At 51.7% G+C, this 23,236-nt stretch carries 21 protein-coding genes; 10 read left to right on the top strand and 11 right to left on the bottom strand.

Features of this window, described 5'->3' with window-relative positions:
• The first annotated feature begins 97 nt into the window (after nt 1-97).
• Together istA and istB are read left to right on the top strand one after the other, a co-directional pair.
• Nucleotides 98-1,270: an IS21-like element IS21 family transposase gene (gene istA, locus K8W53_RS20175; RefSeq protein WP_000952349.1), complete on the top strand. Its 1,173-nt coding sequence runs from the start codon at nt 98-100 to the stop codon at nt 1,268-1,270.
• Complete coding sequence (gene istB / locus K8W53_RS20170) at nt 1,270-2,067, top strand: IS21-like element IS21 family helper ATPase IstB (protein ID WP_000544828.1); 798 nt, start codon at nt 1,270-1,272, stop codon at nt 2,065-2,067. The genes istA and istB overlap by 1 nt, the downstream gene beginning before the upstream one ends.
• A gap of 9 nt (nt 2,068-2,076) precedes the next feature.
• On the opposite strand, the gene K8W53_RS20165 is transcribed toward istB, so the two are convergent.
• Together K8W53_RS20165 and K8W53_RS20160 are read right to left on the bottom strand one after the other, a co-directional pair.
• Nucleotides 2,077-3,681: a class I SAM-dependent methyltransferase gene (locus K8W53_RS20165; protein ID WP_208207303.1), complete on the bottom strand. Its 1,605-nt coding sequence runs from the start codon at nt 3,679-3,681 to the stop codon at nt 2,077-2,079.
• 4 nt (nt 3,682-3,685) lie between these two features.
• The gene (locus tag K8W53_RS20160; protein WP_001054380.1) at nt 3,686-3,943 is read right to left on the bottom strand and encodes a YjhX family toxin; all 258 of its coding nucleotides are present in this window, start codon (nt 3,941-3,943) and stop codon (nt 3,686-3,688) included.
• 487 nt (nt 3,944-4,430) lie between these two features.
• Between K8W53_RS20160 and K8W53_RS20155 the strand changes: the two genes are divergently transcribed.
• From K8W53_RS20155 to K8W53_RS20145, 3 genes are all read left to right on the top strand, one after another.
• Nucleotides 4,431-5,039, top strand: coding sequence for a DUF1062 domain-containing protein (locus K8W53_RS20155; RefSeq protein ID WP_001727634.1), 609 nt, complete (start codon nt 4,431-4,433; stop codon nt 5,037-5,039).
• 351 nt (nt 5,040-5,390) lie between these two features.
• Complete coding sequence (locus K8W53_RS20150; RefSeq protein WP_023224620.1) at nt 5,391-6,302, top strand: STM4504/CBY_0614 family protein; 912 nt, start codon at nt 5,391-5,393, stop codon at nt 6,300-6,302.
• A gap of 204 nt (nt 6,303-6,506) precedes the next feature.
• Nucleotides 6,507-6,968, top strand: coding sequence for a DUF302 domain-containing protein (locus K8W53_RS20145; RefSeq protein ID WP_023194437.1), 462 nt, complete (start codon nt 6,507-6,509; stop codon nt 6,966-6,968).
• Here K8W53_RS20145 and K8W53_RS20140 read toward each other — a convergent pair.
• Entirely contained in the window at nt 6,965-7,639 is a 675-nt protein-coding gene (locus K8W53_RS20140; RefSeq protein ID WP_000588694.1) for a dienelactone hydrolase family protein, read from the bottom strand. The genes K8W53_RS20145 and K8W53_RS20140 overlap by 4 nt on opposite strands.
• 349 nt (nt 7,640-7,988) lie before the next feature.
• On the opposite strand from K8W53_RS20140, the gene uxuR reads away from it, so the two are divergent.
• Nucleotides 7,989-8,762, top strand: coding sequence for a Uxu operon transcriptional regulator (uxuR, locus tag K8W53_RS20135; RefSeq protein ID WP_000841654.1), 774 nt, complete (start codon nt 7,989-7,991; stop codon nt 8,760-8,762).
• On the opposite strand, the gene trpS is transcribed toward uxuR, so the two are convergent.
• Nucleotides 8,763-9,776 carry a tryptophan--tRNA ligase gene (trpS, locus tag K8W53_RS20130; RefSeq protein WP_001094611.1) on the bottom strand — a complete coding sequence of 338 codons (1,014 nt, stop codon included), beginning with the start codon at nt 9,774-9,776 and terminating at the stop codon, nt 8,763-8,765. It abuts the gene before it with no gap.
• Nucleotides 9,777-10,493: 717 nt separating this feature from the next.
• On the opposite strand from trpS, the gene K8W53_RS20125 reads away from it, so the two are divergent.
• Nucleotides 10,494-11,024, top strand: a complete 531-nt coding sequence (locus K8W53_RS20125) for an Hcp family type VI secretion system effector (RefSeq protein WP_000907667.1) — start codon at nt 10,494-10,496, stop codon at nt 11,022-11,024.
• A gap of 238 nt (nt 11,025-11,262) precedes the next feature.
• Nucleotides 11,263-11,997, top strand: coding sequence for an aspartate/glutamate racemase family protein (locus K8W53_RS20120; RefSeq protein WP_023224619.1), 735 nt, complete (start codon nt 11,263-11,265; stop codon nt 11,995-11,997).
• Between the two features lie 5 nt (nt 11,998-12,002).
• On the opposite strand, the gene hypT is transcribed toward K8W53_RS20120, so the two are convergent.
• From hypT to mdtM, 7 genes are all read right to left on the bottom strand, one after another.
• Entirely contained in the window at nt 12,003-12,911 is a 909-nt protein-coding gene (gene hypT / locus K8W53_RS20115; RefSeq protein ID WP_000383509.1) for a hypochlorite stress DNA-binding transcriptional regulator HypT, read from the bottom strand.
• Between the two features lie 118 nt (nt 12,912-13,029).
• A complete protein-coding gene (iadA, locus tag K8W53_RS20110) occupies nt 13,030-14,202 on the bottom strand; it encodes a beta-aspartyl-peptidase (protein ID WP_023224618.1) in 1,173 nt (390 codons plus the stop codon).
• 12 nt (nt 14,203-14,214) lie between these two features.
• On the bottom strand, nt 14,215-14,676 hold the full coding sequence (locus K8W53_RS20105) for a YjiG family protein (RefSeq protein WP_000211979.1): 462 nt from the start codon (nt 14,674-14,676) through the stop codon (nt 14,215-14,217).
• Nucleotides 14,673-15,344, bottom strand: coding sequence for a nucleoside recognition domain-containing protein (locus K8W53_RS20100; RefSeq protein ID WP_000068750.1), 672 nt, complete (start codon nt 15,342-15,344; stop codon nt 14,673-14,675). The genes K8W53_RS20105 and K8W53_RS20100 overlap by 4 nt, the downstream gene beginning before the upstream one ends.
• An 870-nt stretch (nt 15,345-16,214) precedes the next feature.
• The gene (locus tag K8W53_RS20095; protein ID WP_023224846.1) at nt 16,215-17,399 is read right to left on the bottom strand and encodes an MFS transporter; all 1,185 of its coding nucleotides are present in this window, start codon (nt 17,397-17,399) and stop codon (nt 16,215-16,217) included.
• A 219-nt stretch (nt 17,400-17,618) separates the two neighbouring features.
• Entirely contained in the window at nt 17,619-18,890 is a 1,272-nt protein-coding gene (locus K8W53_RS20090; protein ID WP_023137548.1) for a DUF445 domain-containing protein, read from the bottom strand.
• Between the two features lie 86 nt (nt 18,891-18,976).
• Nucleotides 18,977-20,218, bottom strand: coding sequence for a multidrug efflux MFS transporter MdtM (mdtM, locus tag K8W53_RS20085; RefSeq protein WP_023224847.1), 1,242 nt, complete (start codon nt 20,216-20,218; stop codon nt 18,977-18,979).
• Between the two features lie 478 nt (nt 20,219-20,696).
• On the opposite strand from mdtM, the gene K8W53_RS20080 reads away from it, so the two are divergent.
• Together K8W53_RS20080 and K8W53_RS20075 are read left to right on the top strand one after the other, a co-directional pair.
• Complete coding sequence (locus tag K8W53_RS20080; protein WP_000749996.1) at nt 20,697-21,650, top strand: Rpn family recombination-promoting nuclease/putative transposase; 954 nt, start codon at nt 20,697-20,699, stop codon at nt 21,648-21,650.
• Nucleotides 21,651-21,830: 180 nt separating this feature from the next.
• Nucleotides 21,831-23,201 (top strand): NAD-dependent succinate-semialdehyde dehydrogenase, encoded by a 1,371-nt coding sequence (locus tag K8W53_RS20075; RefSeq protein WP_023224849.1) that lies wholly within the window; start codon nt 21,831-21,833, stop codon nt 23,199-23,201.
• Nucleotides 23,202-23,236 lie beyond the last annotated feature (35 nt).

Raw genomic sequence — 23,236 nt, 5'->3', positions numbered from 1 at the left:
AGCGCCAGTGATATAAGACGGTAATTCGCCATTTGGATTGTCCGCTCCACCCAACATGTTGTTTCCTTAAGGTTCTCACACCAGAAAGGACATCAACATGCTGAGCAGAGAGGACTTTTACATGATAAAGCAAATGCGCCAGCAGGGCGCGTACATTGTCGATATTGCGACTCAGATTGGTTGCTCTGAACGGACGGTCAGACGCTACCTCAAATACCCTGAACCGCCAGCCAGAAAGACCCGCCACAAAATGGCTAAGCTGAAACCGTTTATGGATTACATCGACATGCGCCTGGCAGAGAATGTCTGGAATAGCGAGGTTATCTTCGCGGAGATTAAGGCAATGGGTTATACGGGCGGACGTTCCATGCTGCGTTACTACATCCAGCCCAAACGTAAAATGCGTCCGTCAAAAAGAACAGTTCGCTTCGAAACTCAGCCTGGATACCAGCTCCAGCACGACTGGGGCGAAGTTGAGGTGGAGGTTGCCGGGCAACGGTGCAAAGTTAACTTTGCGGTTAATACGCTGGGGTTCTCCCGCCGCTTCCATGTCTTCGCCGCACCAAAACAGGATGCTGAGCATACCTACGAATCACTGGTTCGCGCCTTCCGCTACTTCGGTGGTTGTGTGAAAACGGTGCTGGTTGATAACCAGAAGGCTGCGGTGCTGAAGAATAACAACGGGAAAGTCGTGTTCAACTCCGGATTCCTGTTGCTGGCTGACCACTATAACTTCCTGCCACGGGCATGCCGTCCACGCAGGGCCAGAACAAAAGGTAAGGTTGAGCGGATGGTGAAATACCTCAAGGAGAACTTCTTCGTCCGGTACCGCAGGTTCGACAGCTTCACTCATGTCAATCAACAACTGGAGCAATGGATAGCCGATGTGGCTGACAAACGGGAGCTTCGCCAGTTCAAAGAAACGCCGGAACAGCGCTTCGCGCTGGAGCAGGAACATCTGCAGCCGTTACCGGATACGGACTTTGATACCAGTTACTTCGACATCCGCCATGTGTCCTGGGACAGCTATATCGAGGTTGGTGGTAATCGTTACAGCGTTCCCGAAGCGCTGTGTGGTCAGCCGGTATCGATACGAATATCGCTGGATGACGAGTTGCGGATCTACAGTAATGAGAAACTGGTGGCCTCACATCGCCTCTGTTCAGTATCGTCTGGCTGGCAGACAGTGCCGGAGCATCACGCCCCGCTCTGGCAGCAGGTCAGTCAGGTGGAACATCGACCACTGAGTGCCTATGAGGAGCTGTTGTGATGCATGAACTGGAAGTCCTGCTGAGTCGCCTGAAAATGGAGCATCTGAGTTATCACGTTGAAAGCCTGCTGGAACAGGCAGCTAAAAAAGAGCTGAACTACCGGGAGTTCCTGTGCATGGCGCTACAGCAGGAATGGAACGGCAGGCATCAGCGCGGTATGGAGTCCAGGCTGAAGCAGGCTCGTCTGCCGTGGGTCAAAACGCTGGAGCAGTTCGACTTTACCTTCCAGCCGGGCATCGACCGTAAGGTTGTCCGGGAACTGGCTGGTCTGGCGTTCGTGGAGCGCAGCGAAAACGTGATCCTGCTGGGCCCTCCTGGTGTCGGAAAAACTCATCTGGCCATAGCTCTTGGCGTGAAAGCGGTGGATGCGGGACATCGGGTACTGTTTATGCCACTGGACAGACTGATCGCGACACTGATGAAAGCGAAACAGGAAAACCGGCTGGAGCGTCAGCTACAGCAACTGAGTTATGCCCGGGTGTTGATCCTGGATGAAATAGGCTATCTGCCGATGAACAGAGAGGAAGCCAGTCTGTTCTTCCGGCTACTGAACCGTCGATATGAAAAAGCGAGCATCATACTGACGTCAAACAAAGGGTTCGCAGACTGGGGAGAAATGTTCGGAGATCACGTGCTGGCAACAGCGATCCTGGATCGGCTGCTACATCACTCAACCACGCTGAATATCAAAGGAGAGAGTTACCGGTTAAAAGAGAAACGTAAAGCTGGAGTGCTGACCAAAAACACAACGCCAATCAGTGATGATGAAATGGTGGAAAGCGGACAGCATCAGTAACGAAAGTATTTAGCGGGCATGAAAATGGCAAATAACGGTCAAACATCGTGGCGTTGACATCAGTTCTGTTCGAACCTCTTGCGCAAACTCATCGTCAGGGTTTTCCTCCAGCCAGCGGCGCATGGTCATCCACTTCGCGGCTTCATATCTGTCCCAGCCTTGCGGGTCCGCCAGCACCATTTCCACTACGTCATAGCCGAGTTGGTCAAAAAAGGCGACCAGCTCGGGCAGGGGACGAAAATCGGCGACGGATGAGACGCCACAGGCGTGGGCGATCTCTTCCGTTGCGGGGATCCGACGCCAGTACGGTTCGCCGATGAGAATGATCCCGCCTGGTTTGAGGCTTTTGGCCAGCAGATCTATTGTCCCAGCGACACCGCCCGCAATCCAGGTGGCGCCTACGCAGGCCGCCACGTCATATTTTTCCTCGTCGATATAACCGGCCGCGTCGTTATGAATAAAATGTACGTATTCACTGACGCCGAGCTCTTCTGCACGTTGTTTTGCCTGTGTGGTGAAGAGCGGGCTTATATCAATGCCAGTACCTGTAACACCGTAATCGCGAGCCCAGGTGCAGAGCATCTCACCCGAACCGCTACCGAGATCGAGAATCCGTGTGCCTGGTTTCATGCGTAACGCATGGCCCAGCGTGGCGTACTTTTCCGCTGTAAACGGATTATGGATACGGTGTTCGCTTTCGCTAATGGTAAAAATACGTGGGATATCCATTGGGTTATTCCTTTTACTGAGGGCTATTCCCTCAGCGGGAGGGGCTTTTTCAGCCAGCAGCGCAAACAGCTTGCCTGCAAAAGTCTCGCCGACCGGCCAGGTGTGACTGTCCGGGCGCTGCAACACAGTGAAGCCAGCATCACCAAGCAGGCTGATATATTCATCATCGCGCCAGGCCTTCATTTGACTGCCGAAACGGGTGGTACAGCCGTTTTCCGCTATCGCCCAGAACTGCGTTGAGCTGGTTTGGGCCTCTTCATCCCAGGCATTTTCCGTTAACAGCAGATGAGGCATGGCAAGAAACAGGCCGTGCGGACAACGCTGCCAGCCTGGCTGCGCCATGCCCTGGCGTTTAACTTCATCAAAGGTATGCACTTCAACAAGCAGTTTGCCGTCCGGTTTCAACCACTGCGCGCAATGACTGATGAGGCTTTGCGCATCAGCAGCGCTAAAGACATTCAGTTCCCCAAACGTCATCATAATGAAATCAAAAGGTTCCGTGGGGTGGTATGTACGAATATCCTGCTGAATGTAGTCAATATTCAGGTTTGCGGCTTGCGCCTGCTGGCGAGCCCATGTGATGGATGCCGGAGAGAAATCTACGCCTGTGCAGTGAAACCCACGCTCCGCTAACAGGCGGGTATAAAAACCGGGTCCACAGCCGAGATCCAGAATGCGGGCGCCAGCGGGTAACTGACGGGTAATCCATGTTACCTGTTGCTCAATCACGGTTAGCCGACGGCTGGCCCAGTCGTGGTCCTGCGACAGATGATTTTCCAGCATGCGTTGACTGAAGGCTGGCTCGTCCCAGGGGATTTTGCCTTCATCGGGTAATAGCCGAATGCGATGCGTTGCAAAAATAACGGCGCTGATATCCATCATCATCTCCTTAGCGATTGTCAGGCTGGGCGCGAACGTTGTTCAGCCCGGTTGTATTAATGCGGTAGGGCTGACCGTTAACGGATTTGATCAGCTTTTTGGTTTTGAGTTTTTTGAATACAGCGAGCGTGCAATCGGCGAGCAACAGCCCTTCGCGGCTATAGCACTCCACGGCGGTGACGCGGCCTGACGCATCGCGGATGTGCGTAATGCGTCCGCCTTTGGCGAGAACGTGTAAGGTACGTTGTTCCTGACGGGATAAATTCATACTGAAGAACCTGTTTAATCATCATAGGCAAAACGTGCAAACACACTGCGGTGTCCGCATTCGATTTCGGCACATTGATAATCAGTCCGGCCTGAAAAGGTCGGGGAACTGATTATCAGATGATGACATTCTCCAGCATCAAAGCCTCGGGTTGAGTTGAAAGGTATTTACGTCGTGAATGATAACACCTGATTTCTGTAAGTGAATAACCGGGAGTGAAAAGTGTGATCTCAAAGGGAGGATCATGCGTTTAGTAAGTCAGTTGAATAGATCCCGCCGCTACCATAATGAATATTGATTAAACTCATATACCCGATAATGGCCGCTTTGATAATCTCGGCGTATCTTTTTAGCCATTGACAGGGTTGTTGCGTTGGAAATCTTTTTTTAACCCACTGAAAAATATCACTTAAATATTTTTCATACATAAACATTTATGGTCCGCTGAGTTCGGATCCGGTTTTGTATGGGTTAAAAAAGGTACGTTATGAAAGTAATATGGACTGTCACTCCTGTGGGGTATCAGCGCATAGCGAAACGTTGCCCTTCATGCAGCGTAAAACGGGACTTCACGCCTTCTGGGGCATTTCGGGTTAATTCGCAAAAGAAGGTACTCGATGTCTGGAGTATCTATAAATGCACACACTGCGATTACACCTGGAATATCTCCCTGTTCTCGCGCCTGCCAGTCAGCAAAATTAACCGCGGTCTTTATGGCCGACTGATGGCGAATGATGCTGCCACGGTGCAATATTTTGCTTATGACAACGCGATCCTGAAGCGAAACAATGCTGAATTATCGGGGCAGCCTGATTTTCACATTCAGGAACGGTGGCTGGTCAGTATCGCCTCCCACAAGCAGGTCAGTGTTAGTGTCAGGATTTCCCGTTCTTTTCAGGTCAGCCTGCTGTCGATTTTGAAGAAGCAACTCCTGTTAAGCGCAGCCGAAATCAAGAGACGGATTGAAACAGGGCAAATAAGTGGCGTCACGGTGAAAATGCTTAAATCGCGAAAACTGAAGAATGCAAAATATGATTTGCAGCTCTCTGTTGAAACACTGTATGACCGGCGAAGGATTGTTCTGACCCGTCGATAAAAACAATAAGCTCACCTTACGTTTAAGTGTGCTGGTATGGCAGTGACGTAACGGAATGAAAGCAGGGCTAAGGGACAGGTGAGCTTTAGTTGAATAACCCTTGTCTGTGGCATTCAGTGAAGACTGAATGCCATGGATAATCCAGATTTTCGCACCAGTGATGATCAGCAGAATGACAAAGGGAGATGGGGTATAATTAACTGTAGAGTAAATAAATATTCACGCAACACCATTAAAAAATAAGAAAAAATGGCTCACTGTTGAGCTGATATTAATACCTGAACCACTGAATTAGAGTAATGTGGCGCTATTCATAGCGTATTTTTTTCTGTTGCGGTTACAGGAGGAGGAATGCACACCTTTAGACCATACTCACTAAGGCATAGCGATCTGTTATATGAAGATATTCCGTTAGAAATACGCGAGCAAATAATCTTATTGATTATCAATACGCTAGGAAATTGCTCCTCTTTTTATGATATGACATTATACTGCTATCATAATAGTCATTCTGACGAAGTTTATCGAAGAATATGTAAAACGTTGCGCAAAGAGTATGGCTTATTCACCTTATATGCGCATTCAACGTCATATCTGGATGAAATGAGTAATCTGTTATTAAAAACAGATGATAAAAGAAAGCATATTGATACCATTGAGCTTGCTTTTAACTATATAGATACCTACCTTCGAACCTATGAAGTTACGCTTGGGTTAGAACCGGATAAGGCGATTAGTGAATTAAACAATATATTTCATGAGCATAGTTTAAAATATCGCTATGAAAATGGTAGAATTGTAAGGTTGCGCAGAATAAAACGGCTTAAAAACATATGTTATTATTTGTACTCTCCTGGAGAGTATGGCTTTGTCGAATATGATCTTATGGAAGCGTATAATCGCCTGATGCTTAATGATTTTGCCTGTGTCGTAAAGGAATGTCATGCAGCCTTCAGAAGCGTTCTTCTCAGAATTCATGAGAGAAAAGGTGTCGTGTATCATGAACAAGATAGTTTAAATACCTTAATGACTAATCTGATGGCGAGAGGCGTTATATCTGCTGAATATGCACATAAATTTCATTTTTTAAGTAACGTGCTGGAGTCAGAAATATTTCTGCCGATGGCGCCAGAAAAATCGCATCATCACTATGCAATGATGCTCCGTATCTCTGAAGAGTTGGCCTGTAGTATTTATTATCTTACTGAGCGGAGTATATTCTTTCTTACCCAGCGGGCTGAAGAAGATGGTGTCGCGCCATAATAATGATCGCGCTGTCGCTCAGTCAGACTGGATCATCGTTATTTAAATTTGTTCAGACGTCGGAATTTTTTGTTCTGCCGTCTGTTTTTTTAGTGATGAGCTGTTCAGTGCAATAATAAGGGGTACAGTACGATGACTGATTTTTAAACTGAATATCATCTGTGTCGCATTTACTCATGGGTATTGGGTCAGGGAGAGAGAAGAATGAGTACTATTTTAAAGCCTTTTTTATTGGCGGTAACCCTGATGTTAATCTTAATAAGGCCTGGCTTTGCAACGGAGGATGGAGCGATAACCATGGTTAAAACCTACAGCGCTTATGACTATTTGCAGACCCGAGCGCGGTTGATGCACGCTGTCGCCGATCACGGTCTGGTGTTATTTGGGGAATTTGATCATGCCAGAGCGGCACAGAATGTTAACCTGAAAATGCCGCCGACAACGGTTCTGGTCTTTGGCAATCCTAAAGGCGGAACGCCTCTCATGCTGGCGCATCCCGAACTGGCGCTGGATTTACCGTTTCGGGTGCTCATTAGCCAGCAAGCCGATGGGCGAACGTTGGTCAGTTATCATCCCGCCGAAACGCTGCAACGTTATGGTCTTGATGCCGCAGCCATACAGACTTTGAAAAAACTGGAACAGGTCGTTGAAAAAAGTCTCCACTAAAGCTGAAAATCGGGCGATGTGTTTGCACGGGTGATGTCGCGAATAAATGCGCTCACATCGTCCATTACCTGATGCGACAAGGCGGCATCGAAGGTGGCGCTATCAGCATCACAGAACCCGTGCCGCGCATCGTACATTTTACACTGCACCCGGGGTCGCTTTTCCAGCGCCTGTCGCATGGCGAGGGGATCAAACGCCGGCTCATAACGCGCGATAATAACCAGTGTCGGACAGAGAGGCGCAAGATGAAGGTACTGGCGTATACGGGAACCGTAATAGCAAATGACGCCATCGCATAACCCACTGGCTGCACTTAGCCATGCGAGCGTTGCGCCGACGCTATACCCTACGACGATTAACGTCTCGTACTGCGTTCTGAGCTCGTGGAGTAACGTGGTAACGACGGCGGGATCAAAGCCGACATTTGCTGAAAAGTGACGGTAAGCCTCCTCCTGCTGTTCATAGCGAAAGGGGGTATGGTGAGGAAACAGCGCGGGAATATAGATGTCGAATCCGCGCGTCATCCATTCATGGCCTGCGCGTTGGATATGAGCGTTAATACCATAAATTTCATGCAGAATAATCGCTGCCCGGCGATGGCGGCTCGACAAACTGGAGGCGTTGCTCCCCCCGGATACGCCTGGGGCGAAAAACACGGTGTCTTTTATCATAACGCGTTCTTGATACAAAGAGAGCGGCTGGATTTTCGCCGATCACGCTATGTCAGAAGCATTGTTCCTGTCAATGAACAGAAACATTTTATGGCGTAATTTTTGGTTGATAAATTTTATATTGGTAAACCAATATTCTGTTCATATTCAGGCATCAGGGCTAAAGGTGGAACATCAGTCGTGTATTGTCTACTGCCTTTCCTTTCATCTGGCCTCACTAGCGAAACGGGGCGCATTATTATTTTGTTGGTTGACCAGTTTCGCGTTTTTGGTGTGCTACGCGTGCTATCCCTCTTTACAAATGCTATAGTCTGATACCGGGAAATCGCATCGGACGGGCACGACCAATATGAAATCAAACACTTCTCAGCAAAGACCTTACCAGGAAGTGGGCGCAATGATACGGGATCTGATTGTTCAGACGCCGTACCGCCCCGGGGAGCGCTTGCCGCCGGAAAGAGAGATCGCTGAGAGGCTCAATGTGACGCGTACCGTCGTGCGTGAAGCGCTGATCATGCTGGAAATTAAAGGTCTGGTTGAAGTCCGCCGCGGCGCCGGGATCTACGTGCTCGACAGCGCGGATAATAACGAGATGGAAGGCGCTGACGTCAATCACTGTAATGACGCCGGGCCGTTTGAACTGTTACAGGCGCGTCAGTTGCTGGAAAGCAATATCGCTGAATTTGCCGCTCTGCAGGCCACCCGCGAAGACATCATTAAAATGCGCCAGGCGTTACAACTGGAAGAGCGAGAGCTCGCCTCCAGCGCGCCGGGCGGCTCAGAAAGCGGCGATATGCAGTTTCATCTGGCCATTGCCGAAGCGACCCATAACAGTATGTTGGTAGAGCTCTTCCGTCAGTCCTGGCAATGGCGTGAAAATAATCCGATGTGGCTCCAGCTTCATAGCCATCTGGGCGATACGCTTTACCGTAAGGAGTGGCTGGTCGATCATAAGCAGATCCTCGCGGCGTTAATTAAGAAAGACGCCCGCGCAGCGAAGCTGGCGATGTGGCAGCACCTGGAAAACGTGAAGCAGCGTCTGCTGGAGTTTTCCAATGTTGATGACATCTACTTTGATGGCTATCTGTTTGAGTCATGGCCGCTGGACAACGTTGATGCCTGATTATACCTGGAATAGCGTGGGCAGACCCAGTCCACGTTTTACTTCCTGTAGCGTCTTTTGAGTGACCTCATGCGCCCGCTCGCTACCTTTTTTCAGCAATTCCATTAGCATTCCCTTATCCGCAATAAAGGTTGCCCGTCGTTCGCGTATGGGCGCGATCAGTTCTTGCAGGCAGGTCTCCAGCTCATTTTTACAGACACGGTCGCCTAATCCGCCTTGTTGATAATGTGCTTTCATCGCCGCGACTTTGGCTTTATCCGGATGGAACGCATCCAGCCACGTAAAGACGACGTTACCTTCTATTTTTCCCGGATCGCTAATTTTTAAATGGTTGGGATCGGTGTACATCGCGCTGACCGCACGGTGGATGGTCTCTTCGCTGGCGGAAAGAAGCAGGGTATTGCCGAGCGATTTCGACATCTTGGCGCTGCCGTCAATGCCTGGCAGACGGCCCGTATCGCTCAGGAGCGCCTGACAGGGTCGCAATACCGGCGAGGAGAAAAGACTATTCATCTTATGAACGATCTCATTCGTTTGCTCAATCATGGGCAATTGGTCGTCGCCAACCGGTACCATTTCGGCCTTAAAGGCGGTGATATCTGCCGCCTGGCTAATGGGATACGCCATGAACCCGACCGGCAGGGAACGGGTAAAGCCTTTTTGGGCAATCTCATTTTTTACCGTAGGATTACGCTCCACTCGGGCGACGGTAACAATATTCATATACAGCACCGTTAATTCAGCGAGGGCGGGTAATGCGGATTGCAGGCAGATCGTCGTTAGCGCGGGATCGATGCCGACGGCCAGATAGTCAGCTAACACTTGCGGAATATTATCGCGGATTTTTTGCGGATTACTGCCGTTATCGGTGAGTCCCTGCAGGTCGGCAATCAGGACATACTGTTGGTGATCCTGCTGTAGCGCGACGCGCTGGCGCAGTGAACCGACATAATGGCCGAGGTGCAGCGAGCCGGTGGGGCGATCGCCAGTCAGAATGATGGGAAGGGTGTTCATTAAGGACTCCTTTATGCTTACTGTAAAGCCGAAAGACGTCCCGAAACGCAGTAGCCGCCTTTCGGCGGCTACTTAAAAAGGGATAGTGATCCGTGCCGCCTTCAGGAAGGCAGCCACCAGCGGAGATGACGTTGCGTAGCGTTGGATCGTTTCGTGTTCATGTGATCTAACGTATCACGACTAAACGTAAGGGTAAAGCGGCTGGCGTGTCGTCCGGGCATAAAGTCATATCGCCTGAACAGAGAACATGTTACTGACTTTGAAACGCGATTTTATAATTTGCTGCCCAAAAATACGTGGCGCTGAAAGGCGCATTTTTGATGCAAATCATTTATTACTGTGATAACACTGCGCGCGATAAAAACATTAAATATATTCACATAGTAAATATGTTCTATTGGAATGGTTGTTTTCGATATGACAAAAGTCTAAAAAACCCATTGATGTGAAAAGGAATAAGAATTGTCTATATTCCGATTCGGTGGAATTAAGTAATTTCTCGGATAAAAATAAGAAATGATATTGATATTTCTTTTTTGATATGGTTCTTATAGCGGCTATGGTTATTCAGGAAACGATGCTTGAATGCCAGGCGTAATAGATTTCAGGTCAGTAGCGCTATTGTAAAATGGATTGTTGATGGCAGAAGGTATTTAGCAAGAATCCAGTTATAGCAGATTGTCGGTATTTAATCTGGTATACAGAGACACCAACGAAATGGCTGGAAAATGGAACGTTCTTTCATTGTTGGCGTTCCGTCCTTGTCAGCCTGCTTTGCCGCATGATAATCACGGAGGGGGGATGGACGCCATCTATTTAAAACTGGACGGTATTGAAGGCGAAAGCCAGATCAAAGGTTTTGAAAACCAAATAAAACTTATTGCTTACAACCACAACCCGACGAAACGGGAGTCCGGCGAAGCGAGAGGGACATATATTGGAGGGTTGACGCTGACAAAGCCAGTCGATCTTGCTACGCCTGGCCTCTATGAGCACTATTGTAACGGGAAAACGGTGAAAGAAGGCGTGCTGACATTATGCCGTCGTGATAAGGGCGCAATGCTGCCATTTATTATTTATACGCTCACTAATGTGCGAATTTCACGCATGAGCAATCATGGCGACGCCGAAGGCAGCGCCACGGAGACCGTGGATTTGGTTTATAGCCATATTCGCTGGGATATTCCCGCATTAGCGTCGAAAAGCAAAACACGGCGGCCCCTTCACCGACAGGCGCTGTGGCGATGAGAACAAAACAAGCTTGCGGACTCGCAGTGGGCGATGCTGTATAGCGAAATGGCATTTAGCGGCTTGCGAAGGCTGATGAGCGCTCATGTAACCAATCGATTGCCTGAAAAGGCGATAACGCATGGCCCTTACACCCGTTATGATTTTTACGCATAGCCGCTAATAAAACGGCATTTTTTATATACACATCAAGTTGATAGTGTGTTTCTGACCTTGACGTAAATAAGCGGGAAAAGCGATGAAACACACCATTGGGATACTGGGGGGGATGGGACCTGCGGCAACGGCGGATATGTTGGAAAAATTTGTTGAATTGCGACATGCCAGTTGTGATCAACAACACATCCCGCTCATTGTCAGCTCTATCCCTGATATTCCCGATCGTACAGCATGTCTGTTATCCGGCGGGCCTTCGCCATACCGTTATCTGGAGCGTTATCTGCATATGCTGGAAGACGCCGGGGCAGAGTGTATCGTTATCCCATGCAACACTGCGCATTATTGGTTTGATGATTTACAGAACGTCGCGAAAGCGCGAATGATCAGCATCCTGGACGCTACCCTGGGGGATATTCCGCCATCGGCGCGGTACGTTGGTCTGCTGGCGACCAATGCGACGCTGGCGACCGGGTTATATCAAAAGAAAGCGCTGGCGCGGGGGCTGACGTTAATTCAGCCAGAAGACGCGGGGCAGGCGTTGGTAATGCAGGCTATTTATACGCTTAAACGTGGCGATAAAACTGCGGCGCAAGCGCTGCTGCTGCCGCAAATCGATAGCCTTATTGCCCGTGGCGCTCAGGCAATTATTATGGGGTGTACCGAAATTCCGCTTATTGTTGCCGGACATGAACGCGCGATAGCGTGCCCGATGATTGATTCCACAGCGTCGCTGGTGCGCGCGGCGATTCGTTGGTATGAGTCCTGGCCGGACACCCGCGCCTCTTTGACCGGGGAACAACGCCTTACCGCCTGAGGTGTTTACAGCGCGGCCTGAAGCCCACGCAGGTCGCGCCAAAATGTTTCGGCTACCTGACTCATGCGGGTATTCATGCGATAAGCATAAGCCTGGATCGGGATAACCAGTTCGTCGGCATCAAGCACTATCAGGCGTCCGTCGGTAATCTCCTGACGGATAGCATACTCGGGCAACCAGGCGATTCCGCAGCCGTCCATCGCAACCTGTTTTAACAATTCACTCATCGAAGAGACGAAAAATGTACTGAAACTCAGTTCAGCATGGCGAGTCAGGGTACGATTTATCAGCCGGCCCATATAGGAGTTCTGACTGTAATTAAGCAGGGGAAAGTGCGGCTGCTCAAGCGTATAGCGCGGCTCGCCCCGGCCATTGTTGGCGCAAACCGGAAACAGTCTCGACTCAAACAGGCGGATATTATCAAACGGCGCTTGTTGCAGGTTTTCATCGTGATAAGAAAAGATAAAATCGCTTTGCCCCTCACGTAACATATCCACCGCCTGGTCGACATCTATCGCCTCAACGGCGTAGGTAAACTGCGTCGGCATCTGCTTAACGATGGTCGGCAACAGGCCGAGGGAGAGCGAGTGGGCGGCGGCAATCTTGATTTTACGCAGCGTATAATCGCTGCCGCCGCGCAGTTCGGTCAGATTACTTTCCAGCTGCTGTAACAGGTGGCGAACCTGGGAGTGAAAGATTTTACCCTGTTCGGAAAGCTGTAGCGGCGAGACCTGTCGGTTAAACAGTTCAACGCCCACGGCATGTTCTAGGGCGCGAATCCGCCGGCTAAAAGCGGGTTGCGATACGTTGCGGATAATGGCGGCCTGAGAGAAATTGCGGCACTTTTCCAGCGTCAGAAAATCATATAGCCATTTTGTCTCAATATTGTGCAAACCTGCTCCAGTTACATCCATTTACCGTTATCCTGTCAGCCGCCCGAAGGGGCATTCTACGTCCATTCGGGCGGCTGACAACCGCTTATCCCGTCCTCTTTCAGAATGCCGTGATGGGGCAGCCTGAAACTAGCGGGAATTACGCCGGTTCAAAGGTACCTTTTACGCAGGCTTTCCCCTCATTGACCATGCGTTTGCCGCGCGCATACACCTGCTCAATGCGTAAATCTGCGCTAAAGACAAGCAGATCCGCATCGTGACCGGGACGGATTTCGCCTTTGCCGTCCAGACTGAGGAAGGCGGCTACGCTGGTCGTCAGCGGACGCAGAGCATCGGTCAGGCTGAATCCGTAGTGGTTAACCAGCGTCTGCAACGTCTCCAGCAAACTTTCGAAGCCCGCGACGCCGATACCCGTCAGATTTCCGGCAGCGTCAAATAGCGGCTGGCTGCCGTTGCCGTCTGAACTGAGCGTCACCCGGGAAAGCGGGACGCCGGCTTTTACCGCTCTGGCAATGCCCTCCGCCGGCGCGACGGGATCCGGGATACTGGTGGTAATGTCGATCACGCCGCCTTTAAGCGCAAACGCCAGCGCCTGCTCGAAAAGCGATTCGCTACGGTTAACGTGGGTAGGCAGCAGTTTACCGATCGGCACGTCGCTGTTTTCCAGGATGTCATACAGCGGCTGTAACCCTTTTTTGCTGCTGCCCATATGAAAAACGCTGACACCGGGTTTGCCGCCCAGCAGGCCGCCAACGCGTGATTCGGCGGCCATGCTGGCGAGTTGATTCCCGCTGGGCGCGGCGGAACGGTGGTCGGAGACTGCGCATTTCACGCCAATGACGCGGTCGATCAGCGCGACGTCTTTTTCTACCGAGCCAGTAATGGTCGGCGACGGAACGTGATAAGCGCCCGTGAGCATCCAGGCGGTGATTCCCTCCTCATTTAGCGCTCGCGTTTTGGCTAACAGCGACGCGGGATGACGGCTAACGGAGTCGGTGCCAAGCAGGCCGACGACCGTTGTTATCCCGGCTTCCGTCAGGCGGCTCAGGGAGACTTCCGGCGTCCGCGTCGTCGGCCCCGCTTCGCCGCCGCCGCCGATCAGATGAACGTGTTGGTCGATAAAGCCCGGGCACAGCATACGGCCGCTAAGATTAATTACCGCACAGTCCGGTACGATATCGCTGGGGATGTCAGCGCCGACGGCAATAATTTTGCCATTCGCGAGCAGAACATCGCAGATGCCCCGGTCTTCTGGCGCAAACAGGTGCGCACCCTGTAATAAGGTAAACTCCGCGGCGGATAAATCAGGCATGATAACTCCTTATTAAACAATAAGCTGCATGACCCAGATCGACAGCAGCGCATTGATGGCGCAGACTGCGATAATATGCGGGTAATATTTGGCGTTGACTTCGGCAGTACCGAGACAGCGACCGACATTCTGTACCGGGTTTCCCATCAGGTAAATGGCTGGCAGTAGTACGGTAACATCGTGGCCGCTTAGCGCGCCGGCGGTAGCCAGACTGGCCGCCACGCCAACGGCGCCGCCCATACTCATCAGCGAAGCCAGAAGCACCGTAGCCGCTTCGCCGGGAAGCCCCCACAACGCCATCACGGGCTGGCAGATATGGCCTACCCAGTCGAGCAGACCGGTAATTTTCAGCGCCTGAATAATGACAAATGCCATGACCACATTGGGTAACAGGTTGGTCGTGGCGATGGTAAAACCGCGGCGTGCGCCATCGATAAACATATCCATGACATTCTTACGTACCTGAGTCGTCATGATTGGGCTCCTTGCGCAGGGTGACGGCGTTCTTCGATGTTAATCCAGATGCGCAAAAGGTTTGCGCCGATAAATTTGAATAGCAGAATGACCACCAGCGGAATGATGACTGACGTCCCCAGAAAGGCGAATACCGCAACGCCGGAGGAGAAATAGTTGGTGATAATAGCGCTGCCGCTGGTCTGCCAGGCAGCAAAAATCACTTTATCGCGTTCAGTGATTTCGCCTTCCTGTGCCAGCTCTTTAGTCATACCCGCCGCGGCGTCGGTATTTTGCAGGTTGGCGATCAGCGCCAGTGAGCAAATGCCGGGAATGCCAAGCAACGGTTTCAGGATGGGCGTCATCAGTTGCTGTGCCGCCCGCAGACCGCCCAGTCCATCCGTAATCGCGATGATACCCAGAGAAAGGATAACCGACGGCGCCAGCTCCAGCGCAAAAAGGAAGCCATCTTTCGCGCCCGTTCCGCCCGCGCCGCGAAAGGTCTGCGTACCGGTCACATGACCGAATGACCCGTTGAGTACGGTAAAATCAAAAACGCGCCACCAGCCTTCGCTTCCGGAAAATACGCCGGAAAAGAAAATAATGGTGAGAAAAAACGCCAGGTATCCCTTTATCCCGACCTTTTCTGTATCAAGCGGCATGGCCGCCCCGTCCACTTGTTGCGCCATAGCGATCCCCGAATTTTTTTGATGATGTGTTGGTTGTAGCCACAGGCCAAAAAGCCCGAAACAGAAAGACCTTATCAGCCATAAGGGTAAGGACAAAATGCAAGTATGTATCGTGCTATGCGTTTCTTGCATAGTAGCGCGAAAAATCACCATCCTCGCTACTGCCGGAGGCGCGGGGAACCGTGGACGGTATAACGCGAGGTAAAAAAGCAAAGAAACAGGTGTTGGCGCAGGCCGGAGCCGGGAGCAGGAAAAAGGAGAAATAAATTTGACGTTAGTCAATTTCACGCCACTTAATTATCGTTGTTAAAAAATAGGATTTTTTAACCTAAATTTTACTTTTTACTGTAATTTTTCACGCCTTAAGAGGAATTGTCACGGTCAGGTCAGTAGCCGCTGATGGGTCAGTTTGCGCCCTAAGAATCCTACGGGCAGGTAATAAAAAACGAATCATCTAATTAATTTCATGATGTGATTTATTTATAATTGTGATGATTTGAAAAGGCGCGATAATCATCATAATGGGATATATAGCCAAAATAATTCGAGTTGCTTAAAGGCGGCAAGGGAGTGAGTCCCCAGGAGCATAGATAACTATGTAACTGGGGTGAGCAACGGCCCGTCAGGGCGAGGCCCATGGATGGGCCGGGTAATCCGTAGCCAACACATAATCCACTTGAAGTATGAAGGGTATATAAAATAACAGGCAGATTGATAGCACTAAAAACCATAGAATAAGTATAGTTTTTAGTGGCATCTTTACCTTGAAATAACGTGTTGAGGATGTGCTATTAAAAACAGATCCGCATTGCGCCGCGAATAGCGTTAAAGATACAACCCGGTGCGGATAGCGCGGGTTTACTCTACCGCTTATTCACGTATCACAAACCGTTTTTGTTTTATCTGCTGCGCGGCGCTGATCAGCGCGGCAAAAAAGAGCGCCGCGGCGCCGCAAAGCGTGGCGTTGATAATTGCCGGCGCGCCATTGCCTGACAGACTGGCGGCGAGCGGACCGAGAATTTGCCCAATACCATACGTTAGCGTCACCAGGCCTAACAAATTAATATTACCCGGCGCGCTGAGTTGTCGGGCAAGCGGCATCACCAGCGAGGTTGTGCCCATAAACGTGGCGCCAAAACCAATACTGCTCAGTATTAACAGCAACAACGAGTCGCTGGCGAGAGACAGCAGCACGCAGGCGCTCTGGATCAACAGGTTCGCGGTCAGGCATGGCAGGACGCCCCAATGTTTTGCCGCCCACAGCCAGCCGAAGCAGCCGGGAATGATCGCCAGGCCGACCAACGACCAAAGGTGCGCCGTGAGTAGCGGAGAGCCCGCGCTTTTCGCCATCAGCGGCAAATAGGTGGCGACAATGATGTAGCCGAATCCGGCGAAACCGTACAATAGCGCCAGTTGCCACCAGGGCATAGGCTGATTTTCGATTCTTGCTAAAGGCGCAGGCGGCAGCGCATGAGCGCGGGGGGGAATCAACATTGCCACGATTAATAGCAATATACCGGCGAGCGCTCCGGCCCCCAGCCATAGCGAATGGGCCGAAAGCGCATAATGTAAACCGCCAATGACATATTCGTTGCCCAGTGCAATCCCGGCCCCGACGCCGGAAAAGAGCGCGGCGATCACAAACGGATGGCGGGTATGATGCAACACAATCATTGATCCAAAAATCATCATTCCCGCGCTCGCGACGCCTGCCAGGAAGCGCACCAACATGACGACCGCGGGCTGAGTAAATATCGCCATAGACAGAATAAGAATACCGGTGGCGACCGCCGAAGCCAGCAGCATGGGGCGTAGACGAGAGGGGAGATGAAAAAGGCCAAAGGAAAACAGTAAGCTTCCCGCCAGGTACCCTGCATAATTGGCGCTGGCAATCCAGGAGAGTTGGTTAAACGTTAGCTGCTTTTCCGCCAGCATTACCGGCAGCATGGGCGTATACAGAAAGCGGCCAACTCCCATCCCCAGCGTCAATACCACCATACCGAAAAGCGCCGTAAAAATGGGATGGCGAGGTGAAGCGCTCTGAGCATGAACCATGGTTTTTCTCTTTGCTAAAGTAAGGCAGGAATGCCGGATTGTTGTTGTAAATGATAATAAAAAGTAAAATTAATGTTTCAAATTTGCAAGAAAAGAAAGTGAAGCGCAGGCGAATAACGGATTGAGAAGAGGGGCATCGGTGGGAAATGGCATTAAATTAATGCCTCCCGCGTGCGGGGTTTGGCAGTTAATCTGAACGAGAATTGCGCCTTCCCCTTCTTAAATACTGAGCAGTGCCGGTATTTGTGACAGTAAATATAACACCAGACCGATAGCGCCGCCGACCAGCGTGCCGTTCACGCGGATAAACTGCAAATCTTTACCGATATTAAGCTCAATCTGCTGCGACATATCGCGCGCATCCCAGCCTTTTACGGTATCGCTGATGTGGCGCGTCAGGAAGGCGGCGAATTCCGGCGCGACCCGGTGCGCGGCCTGTTCCAGATGACCGTTAAGCGAGGCGCGTAATGCGTCGTCGGCGATCAGCGTCTCGCCAAACCATTGTCCGGCATGAGCGATGCGCTGCTTTACCTTCGAGTCTTCGGCGTTGATATCTGTTTTTAACCACTGGCGTAGATCCGCCCAGATCTCGCCGAGATAACGGTTAAACGCCTCATCTTCCTTCAGGTAACTTTTAATGTTTTCTGCCCGGGCAGCCATTTCCGGATCATGTTTAAGTTTATCGATCAGCTTATACGTCGCGCGATCGAAGGCATGACGAATCTGATGCGCGCGGTCGTGACTGATATCATCCAGCAGAGAATTTACCGCGTCGGAGACCAGTTCAGCGCTGTGTTCTCCCAGCCATTCGGTCGGCAGAATCTTCGCTTTTAACGGATGCTCGGTCTCCAGCCAGCGTATGATCTGTCTGGCGATAAATGTTCGGGAGCTGTCACGCTGTAACAGGGCGATAAGCTGGGCGATCAGCGTATCGAATAACACCTGGTGACGATCGTTTTTGGTCATGCTTTCCAGCATCAGGGCGCTGGTGCCGGAAAGGTCCACTTTATCAATCGCCTTATGTACCGCTCGCTTGAGCAGCCGCTGAATACGGGCGTCATCGGTTAGTTCCAGAAAGCCGCTCATAATTTGCAGCAGATGCTGCCCGACCCGGCTGGCGTTGTCCGGCTGGCTGAACCAGTTTCCGATAAGCAGCGCGGGTTCATGGCGGCGGATTAGCGCGATCAGCGACTGCGTATCAAGGAACTTCTCCTGCACAAATTGCCCAAGATTTTCGCCGATTCGGTCTTTATTACGGGGAATAATCGCCGTATGTCGTGAAATAAACGGAATGGGAATACGGCGAAACAGCGCCACCACGGCAAACCAGTCCGCCAGCGCGCCAACCATCGCCGCTTCGGCAATAGCTTTTACGCCCAGCACCCAGAAACTGGGCGGCAGGAAAAGCGTGGTTACAAACGTCGCGGCGGCTATCAGCAACAGTGAGAGCGCCAGGCGTTTGGCGCGTTTGAGTTCGGCGATTTTATTCATAGGGTTAAGGATAGAGCCAGACGGCAGGAACGTGCAAAAAACATCAGATTATCCTGTGCCGGATAAGCCTCTATCCGGCAGAGTAGTTACTTCTCAGCGGCCAGTTCTGCCGCCTCATGCTGGCGCACGCGCTGTAATAATGTCGCCAGGGTGAAGACCACAATCACCCCGGCCACCGCTGCCAGCAGGTGAAACGGCAGTCTCCCGCCGTGAAACCACAGCCAGCGGCCAACTTCGACCGACACCGCCATCACCGTCAGAATCACCATGTTCAGCGAGGCCGAAACCGTCCCTTTTGGCAAGTTGTTGGAGAAAAGCGTGAAGCGAAACAGCGTCGGGAAAATCATGCCAATGCCGAACGCGTACAGGCTGGTGCCCAGCACAGACCAAAGCCAGACGTGCGGCAGAAGAAGATTACCGAGGAGCAATGTTGCCAGCCCGCTTAACTGAATTGGTACGGCGCGCCAGATAAAACGCGGTCGGGTCGGATCTTTCACCAGGCGCACAACGATCATATTGGCCACGATCACCGCGCCGAATACGGGCACCTGCGCCCAGGCGAATTGCGAAGTACTCATCCCGCCGGCATCGATCAGAATCACCGGCGACACCGCCACCCAGCTCATCATCGGGATGTAGCTCAACGACAGCGTCGCCGCCCCGGTGAGAAAAATCGGGTTGCGAAACACATTACGAAAATCGCGCAGTACGCTCACCGCGCTGAACGGCACCGCGCCGCGTTGCACCGTTTCTGGCATCGCCAGCAGCAGGCCGCACAACGCCAACAGTCCCATCACCGCAATAATACCGAACAGTACCTTCCAGTGAACGAAGTGCATCAGCGCGGCGCCGGAGAGCGGGCCGATAACCGGAGCGACCAGCACAATGGAGGTAATAATCGCCATCAGCTTAATGGCTTTGGTTTGACCGAAGGCCTCCTGTACCGTGACGTAGCCGACCGTTGCGATAAAGCAAATGCTGGTGCCCTGCACAAAACGGGCAATCAGAAACTGCGTCATTGAGGTCGTCAACAGCGTTGCCGCGCAGGAGAGAGTAAAAATTAATGCCCCTGCGATCAGCACTGGCCGGCGGCCAATCCTGTCGGATAGCGGCCCCAGAAGCCATTGCAACGCCATTCCGCCCGCCAGATAGAGACTGACCGAGGCCGGTGCAAGACTGATGTCAGCATTAAAATCGCGCACGACGTTAATGATGCCAGGCTGAATCAGATCCGTCGTCAGATAGGCGGCAAAATCGTACAAAATCAGCGCCATCGGGAAAAATAACGTTGTGGCGCGTTGGGAGAAAAACTGAATAATCCGTTGCATAAAAAATGCGCTCCATGTCGGAGAACCCCATGATGGGACAGCGAAACTCAATACCGTCATCGTGACGTCAGGCAGGCGATGGAAACAGCGGCTGCGGATGTACTGAATTTCATGTAATCAAAAACGCTGCCGGTGAAAACACAGACAGGAAGAGACGCGTTATGAATCTCGTCAGAACGTGTGGCGATTACAGATAACAATCAGCACATCACACCTCGGGAAATTTACGTTGCACGGAAAATATACACATTAAGTGTAATTAAATTTTGATGTTAATCAAAAGAGTTTGTCTGGTTAATAAAGATAAAGGCAGGGCGCGCAGGCTGGTATTTTGCGTGTTCAGTTCCGAAAATGCATGTGCATTACAGATAACAGGATTTATCTTCCGTCGCGCCTCGCAATGCTGAAAAGGTACGGATGAGAAAGGAATTTTCAGGAGGTAGAGTCGCAGCATCCTGGTTTGGGGTGACGGAGCGCCATGAAAAAATCGACGACCTCAACACCGCATGATGCGGTGTTTAAAACCTTTTTGCGCCACCCGGAAACCGCCCGCGATTTTATGGAGATTCATCTGCCGGTGTCGTTACGCCAGCTTTGCGACCTGCGGACGCTAAAGCTGGAACCCGGCAGTTTTATTGAAAAAAATCTGCGAGCCTATTATTCCGATGTGCTTTGGTCGCTGAAAACGCGCGAGGGCGACGGTTATATTTACGTCGTGATTGAACATCAGAGCACGCCGGATGCGCATATGGCGTTTCGGCTGATGCGGTATGCGATGGCGGCAATGCAACAGCATCTGGATGCGGGGCATAAGCATCTTCCGCTGGTGGTGCCGATGCTGTTTTATCACGGTGTTGATAGCCCGTATCCTTTTTCGCTGTGCTGGCTGGATGAGTTTGCGAACCCGGAAGTGGCAAGAAGACTCTATGCCGCTGCCTTTCCGCTGGTCGATATTACGGTGGTATCGGATGATGACATTATGCAGCACCGCCGCATTGCGCTGCTGGAGCTCATTCAAAAACATATCCGCCAGCGGGACCTGCTGGGACTGGTTGAACGGATTGCTTCGCTGTTAGTTACTGGTTGCGCTAATGACAGGCAGCTTAAAGCGCTGTTTAATTATCTTATGATTCAGCACGGACATACGCCTCGTTTCACCACGTTTATTCGTGATGTGGTAGGGCATGTCCCGCACACTAAGGAGAGACTGATGACGCTGATAGAGAGGATCCGCGCAGCGGATCGCAGAAAAGGGGAACGGCAAGGAAGACAGGTTGGTCTGGAGGAAGGACTGGAAAAAGGGCTGGAAAAAGGTCAGCGTGTTGCCGCATTGCGTATCGCCAGACAGATGCTGGCGGACGGACTTGACCGCGAGACTGTCCAGCGGTTCACCGGCCTTACGGCTGAAGAGCTTCAGGATGTTAGCCACTAACGCGGTTCCAGTCTGAATGTTGCAGGCCCGGTGCCCGCCGGGCAACGCTCTCTATAATTATCGCTGATAACCGCACGAATATACCGAACTTTACCGATAGCGCCAGCCATCTCTACTACCCTTATTGTTCTGAGCGGCATTTCCGGCTGCCTTAATGACGATAACAAGGAGACATGTGATATGGCTTACCAGACAGTGAATCCTGCCAATAATCAGCTCATTAAAGAGTATCCCCCGCACACGGACGCGGATATTGAAGCCGCGCTGCAAAAAGCTGACGCGCTCTATCACTCCGACTGGTCCAAGGGAGAGATTGACCAACGTTTGCCGGTACTGCATAAGCTGGCTGACTTGATCGACAGCCGTGTTGAAGAACTGGCAAAAATCGCCAGCCAGGAGATGGGCAAGCTCATCGAGCAGAGCCGTGGCGAAGTCAAACTGTGTGCGCAGATCGCTCGCTATTATGCGGATAACGCGAAGCAGTTTCTTGCCCCGGTGCCTTATAAAACCGAGTTTGGCGACGCGTGGGTAGAACATCATCCGATTGGCGTCATCATGGCTGTTGAGCCGTGGAACTTCCCGTACTATCAGTTGATGCGTGTGCTGGCGCCGAACCTGGCCGCAGGTAACCCGGTGCTGGCGAAACATGCCAGCATCGTACCGCACTGCGCCGAGACGTTTGCCCATCTGGTGCGTGAAGCTGGCGCGCCGGACGGCGCATGGACCAACCTGTTTATTTCCTCCGATCAGGTGGCGAATATCATCGCCGACCCGCGCGTGCAGGGCGCGGCGCTAACCGGATCTGAAAAAGCGGGGAGCGCCGTGGCGGCACAAGCGGCGAAGCACATTAAAAAATCGACGCTGGAACTGGGCGGGAACGATGTGTTCGTCGTGCTGGACGATGCCGATCTTGAGAAAGCGGTGAAAATTGGCGTGCAGGCACGGCTCACTAATGCAGGGCAGGTATGTACGGCGGCGAAGCGCTTTATCCTGCATGAGAAAATCGCCGATCAATTCCTCAGCCAGTTCACCGAGGCATTCAGGAAGGTGAAGGTGGGGGATCAGATGGACGCTTCTACCGAACTGGGGCCGCTGTCGTCGAAAGATGCTCTGGATACACTGACCAGACAGGTCGAGGAAGCGGTGAAAAATGGCGCGACGCTGCACGTTGGCGGCAAGCCGCTAGAAAGCAAAGGCAACTTCTTTGAGCCGACCATTCTGACCCACATTACGCGTGACAACCCGGCGTACTTTGAAGAGTTCTTCGGCCCGGTGGCGCAGATGTATGTCGTGAAAGACGATGACGAGGCGGTAAAACTCGCCAACGATTCCCACTACGGCCTTGGCGGCGCGGTGTTTAGTCAGGATATTGAGCGTGCTAAACGCATGGCCTCCCGGATTGAAACCGGGATGGTTTATATCAACTGGCTGACCGACACCGCAGCGGAGCTGCCGTTCGGCGGCGTTAAGCGTTCGGGCTTCGGACGCGAGCTATCGGATCTGGGGATTAAGGAGTTTGTGAACCAGAAGCTGGTAGTGGTGCGCCGCTAATCCCTGTTGCCCCTCTGAAAACGGGAGGGGCCTGG

Origin of the sequence: Salmonella sp. A29-2 (genome assembly GCF_020150755.1) — a bacterium.
In the GTDB taxonomy this organism is placed as follows: Bacteria; Pseudomonadota; Gammaproteobacteria; order Enterobacterales; family Enterobacteriaceae; genus Salmonella; species Salmonella enterica.
Note: the sequence above shows the minus strand (reverse complement) of the source record. Positions and strands in the feature narration are given on the sequence as shown.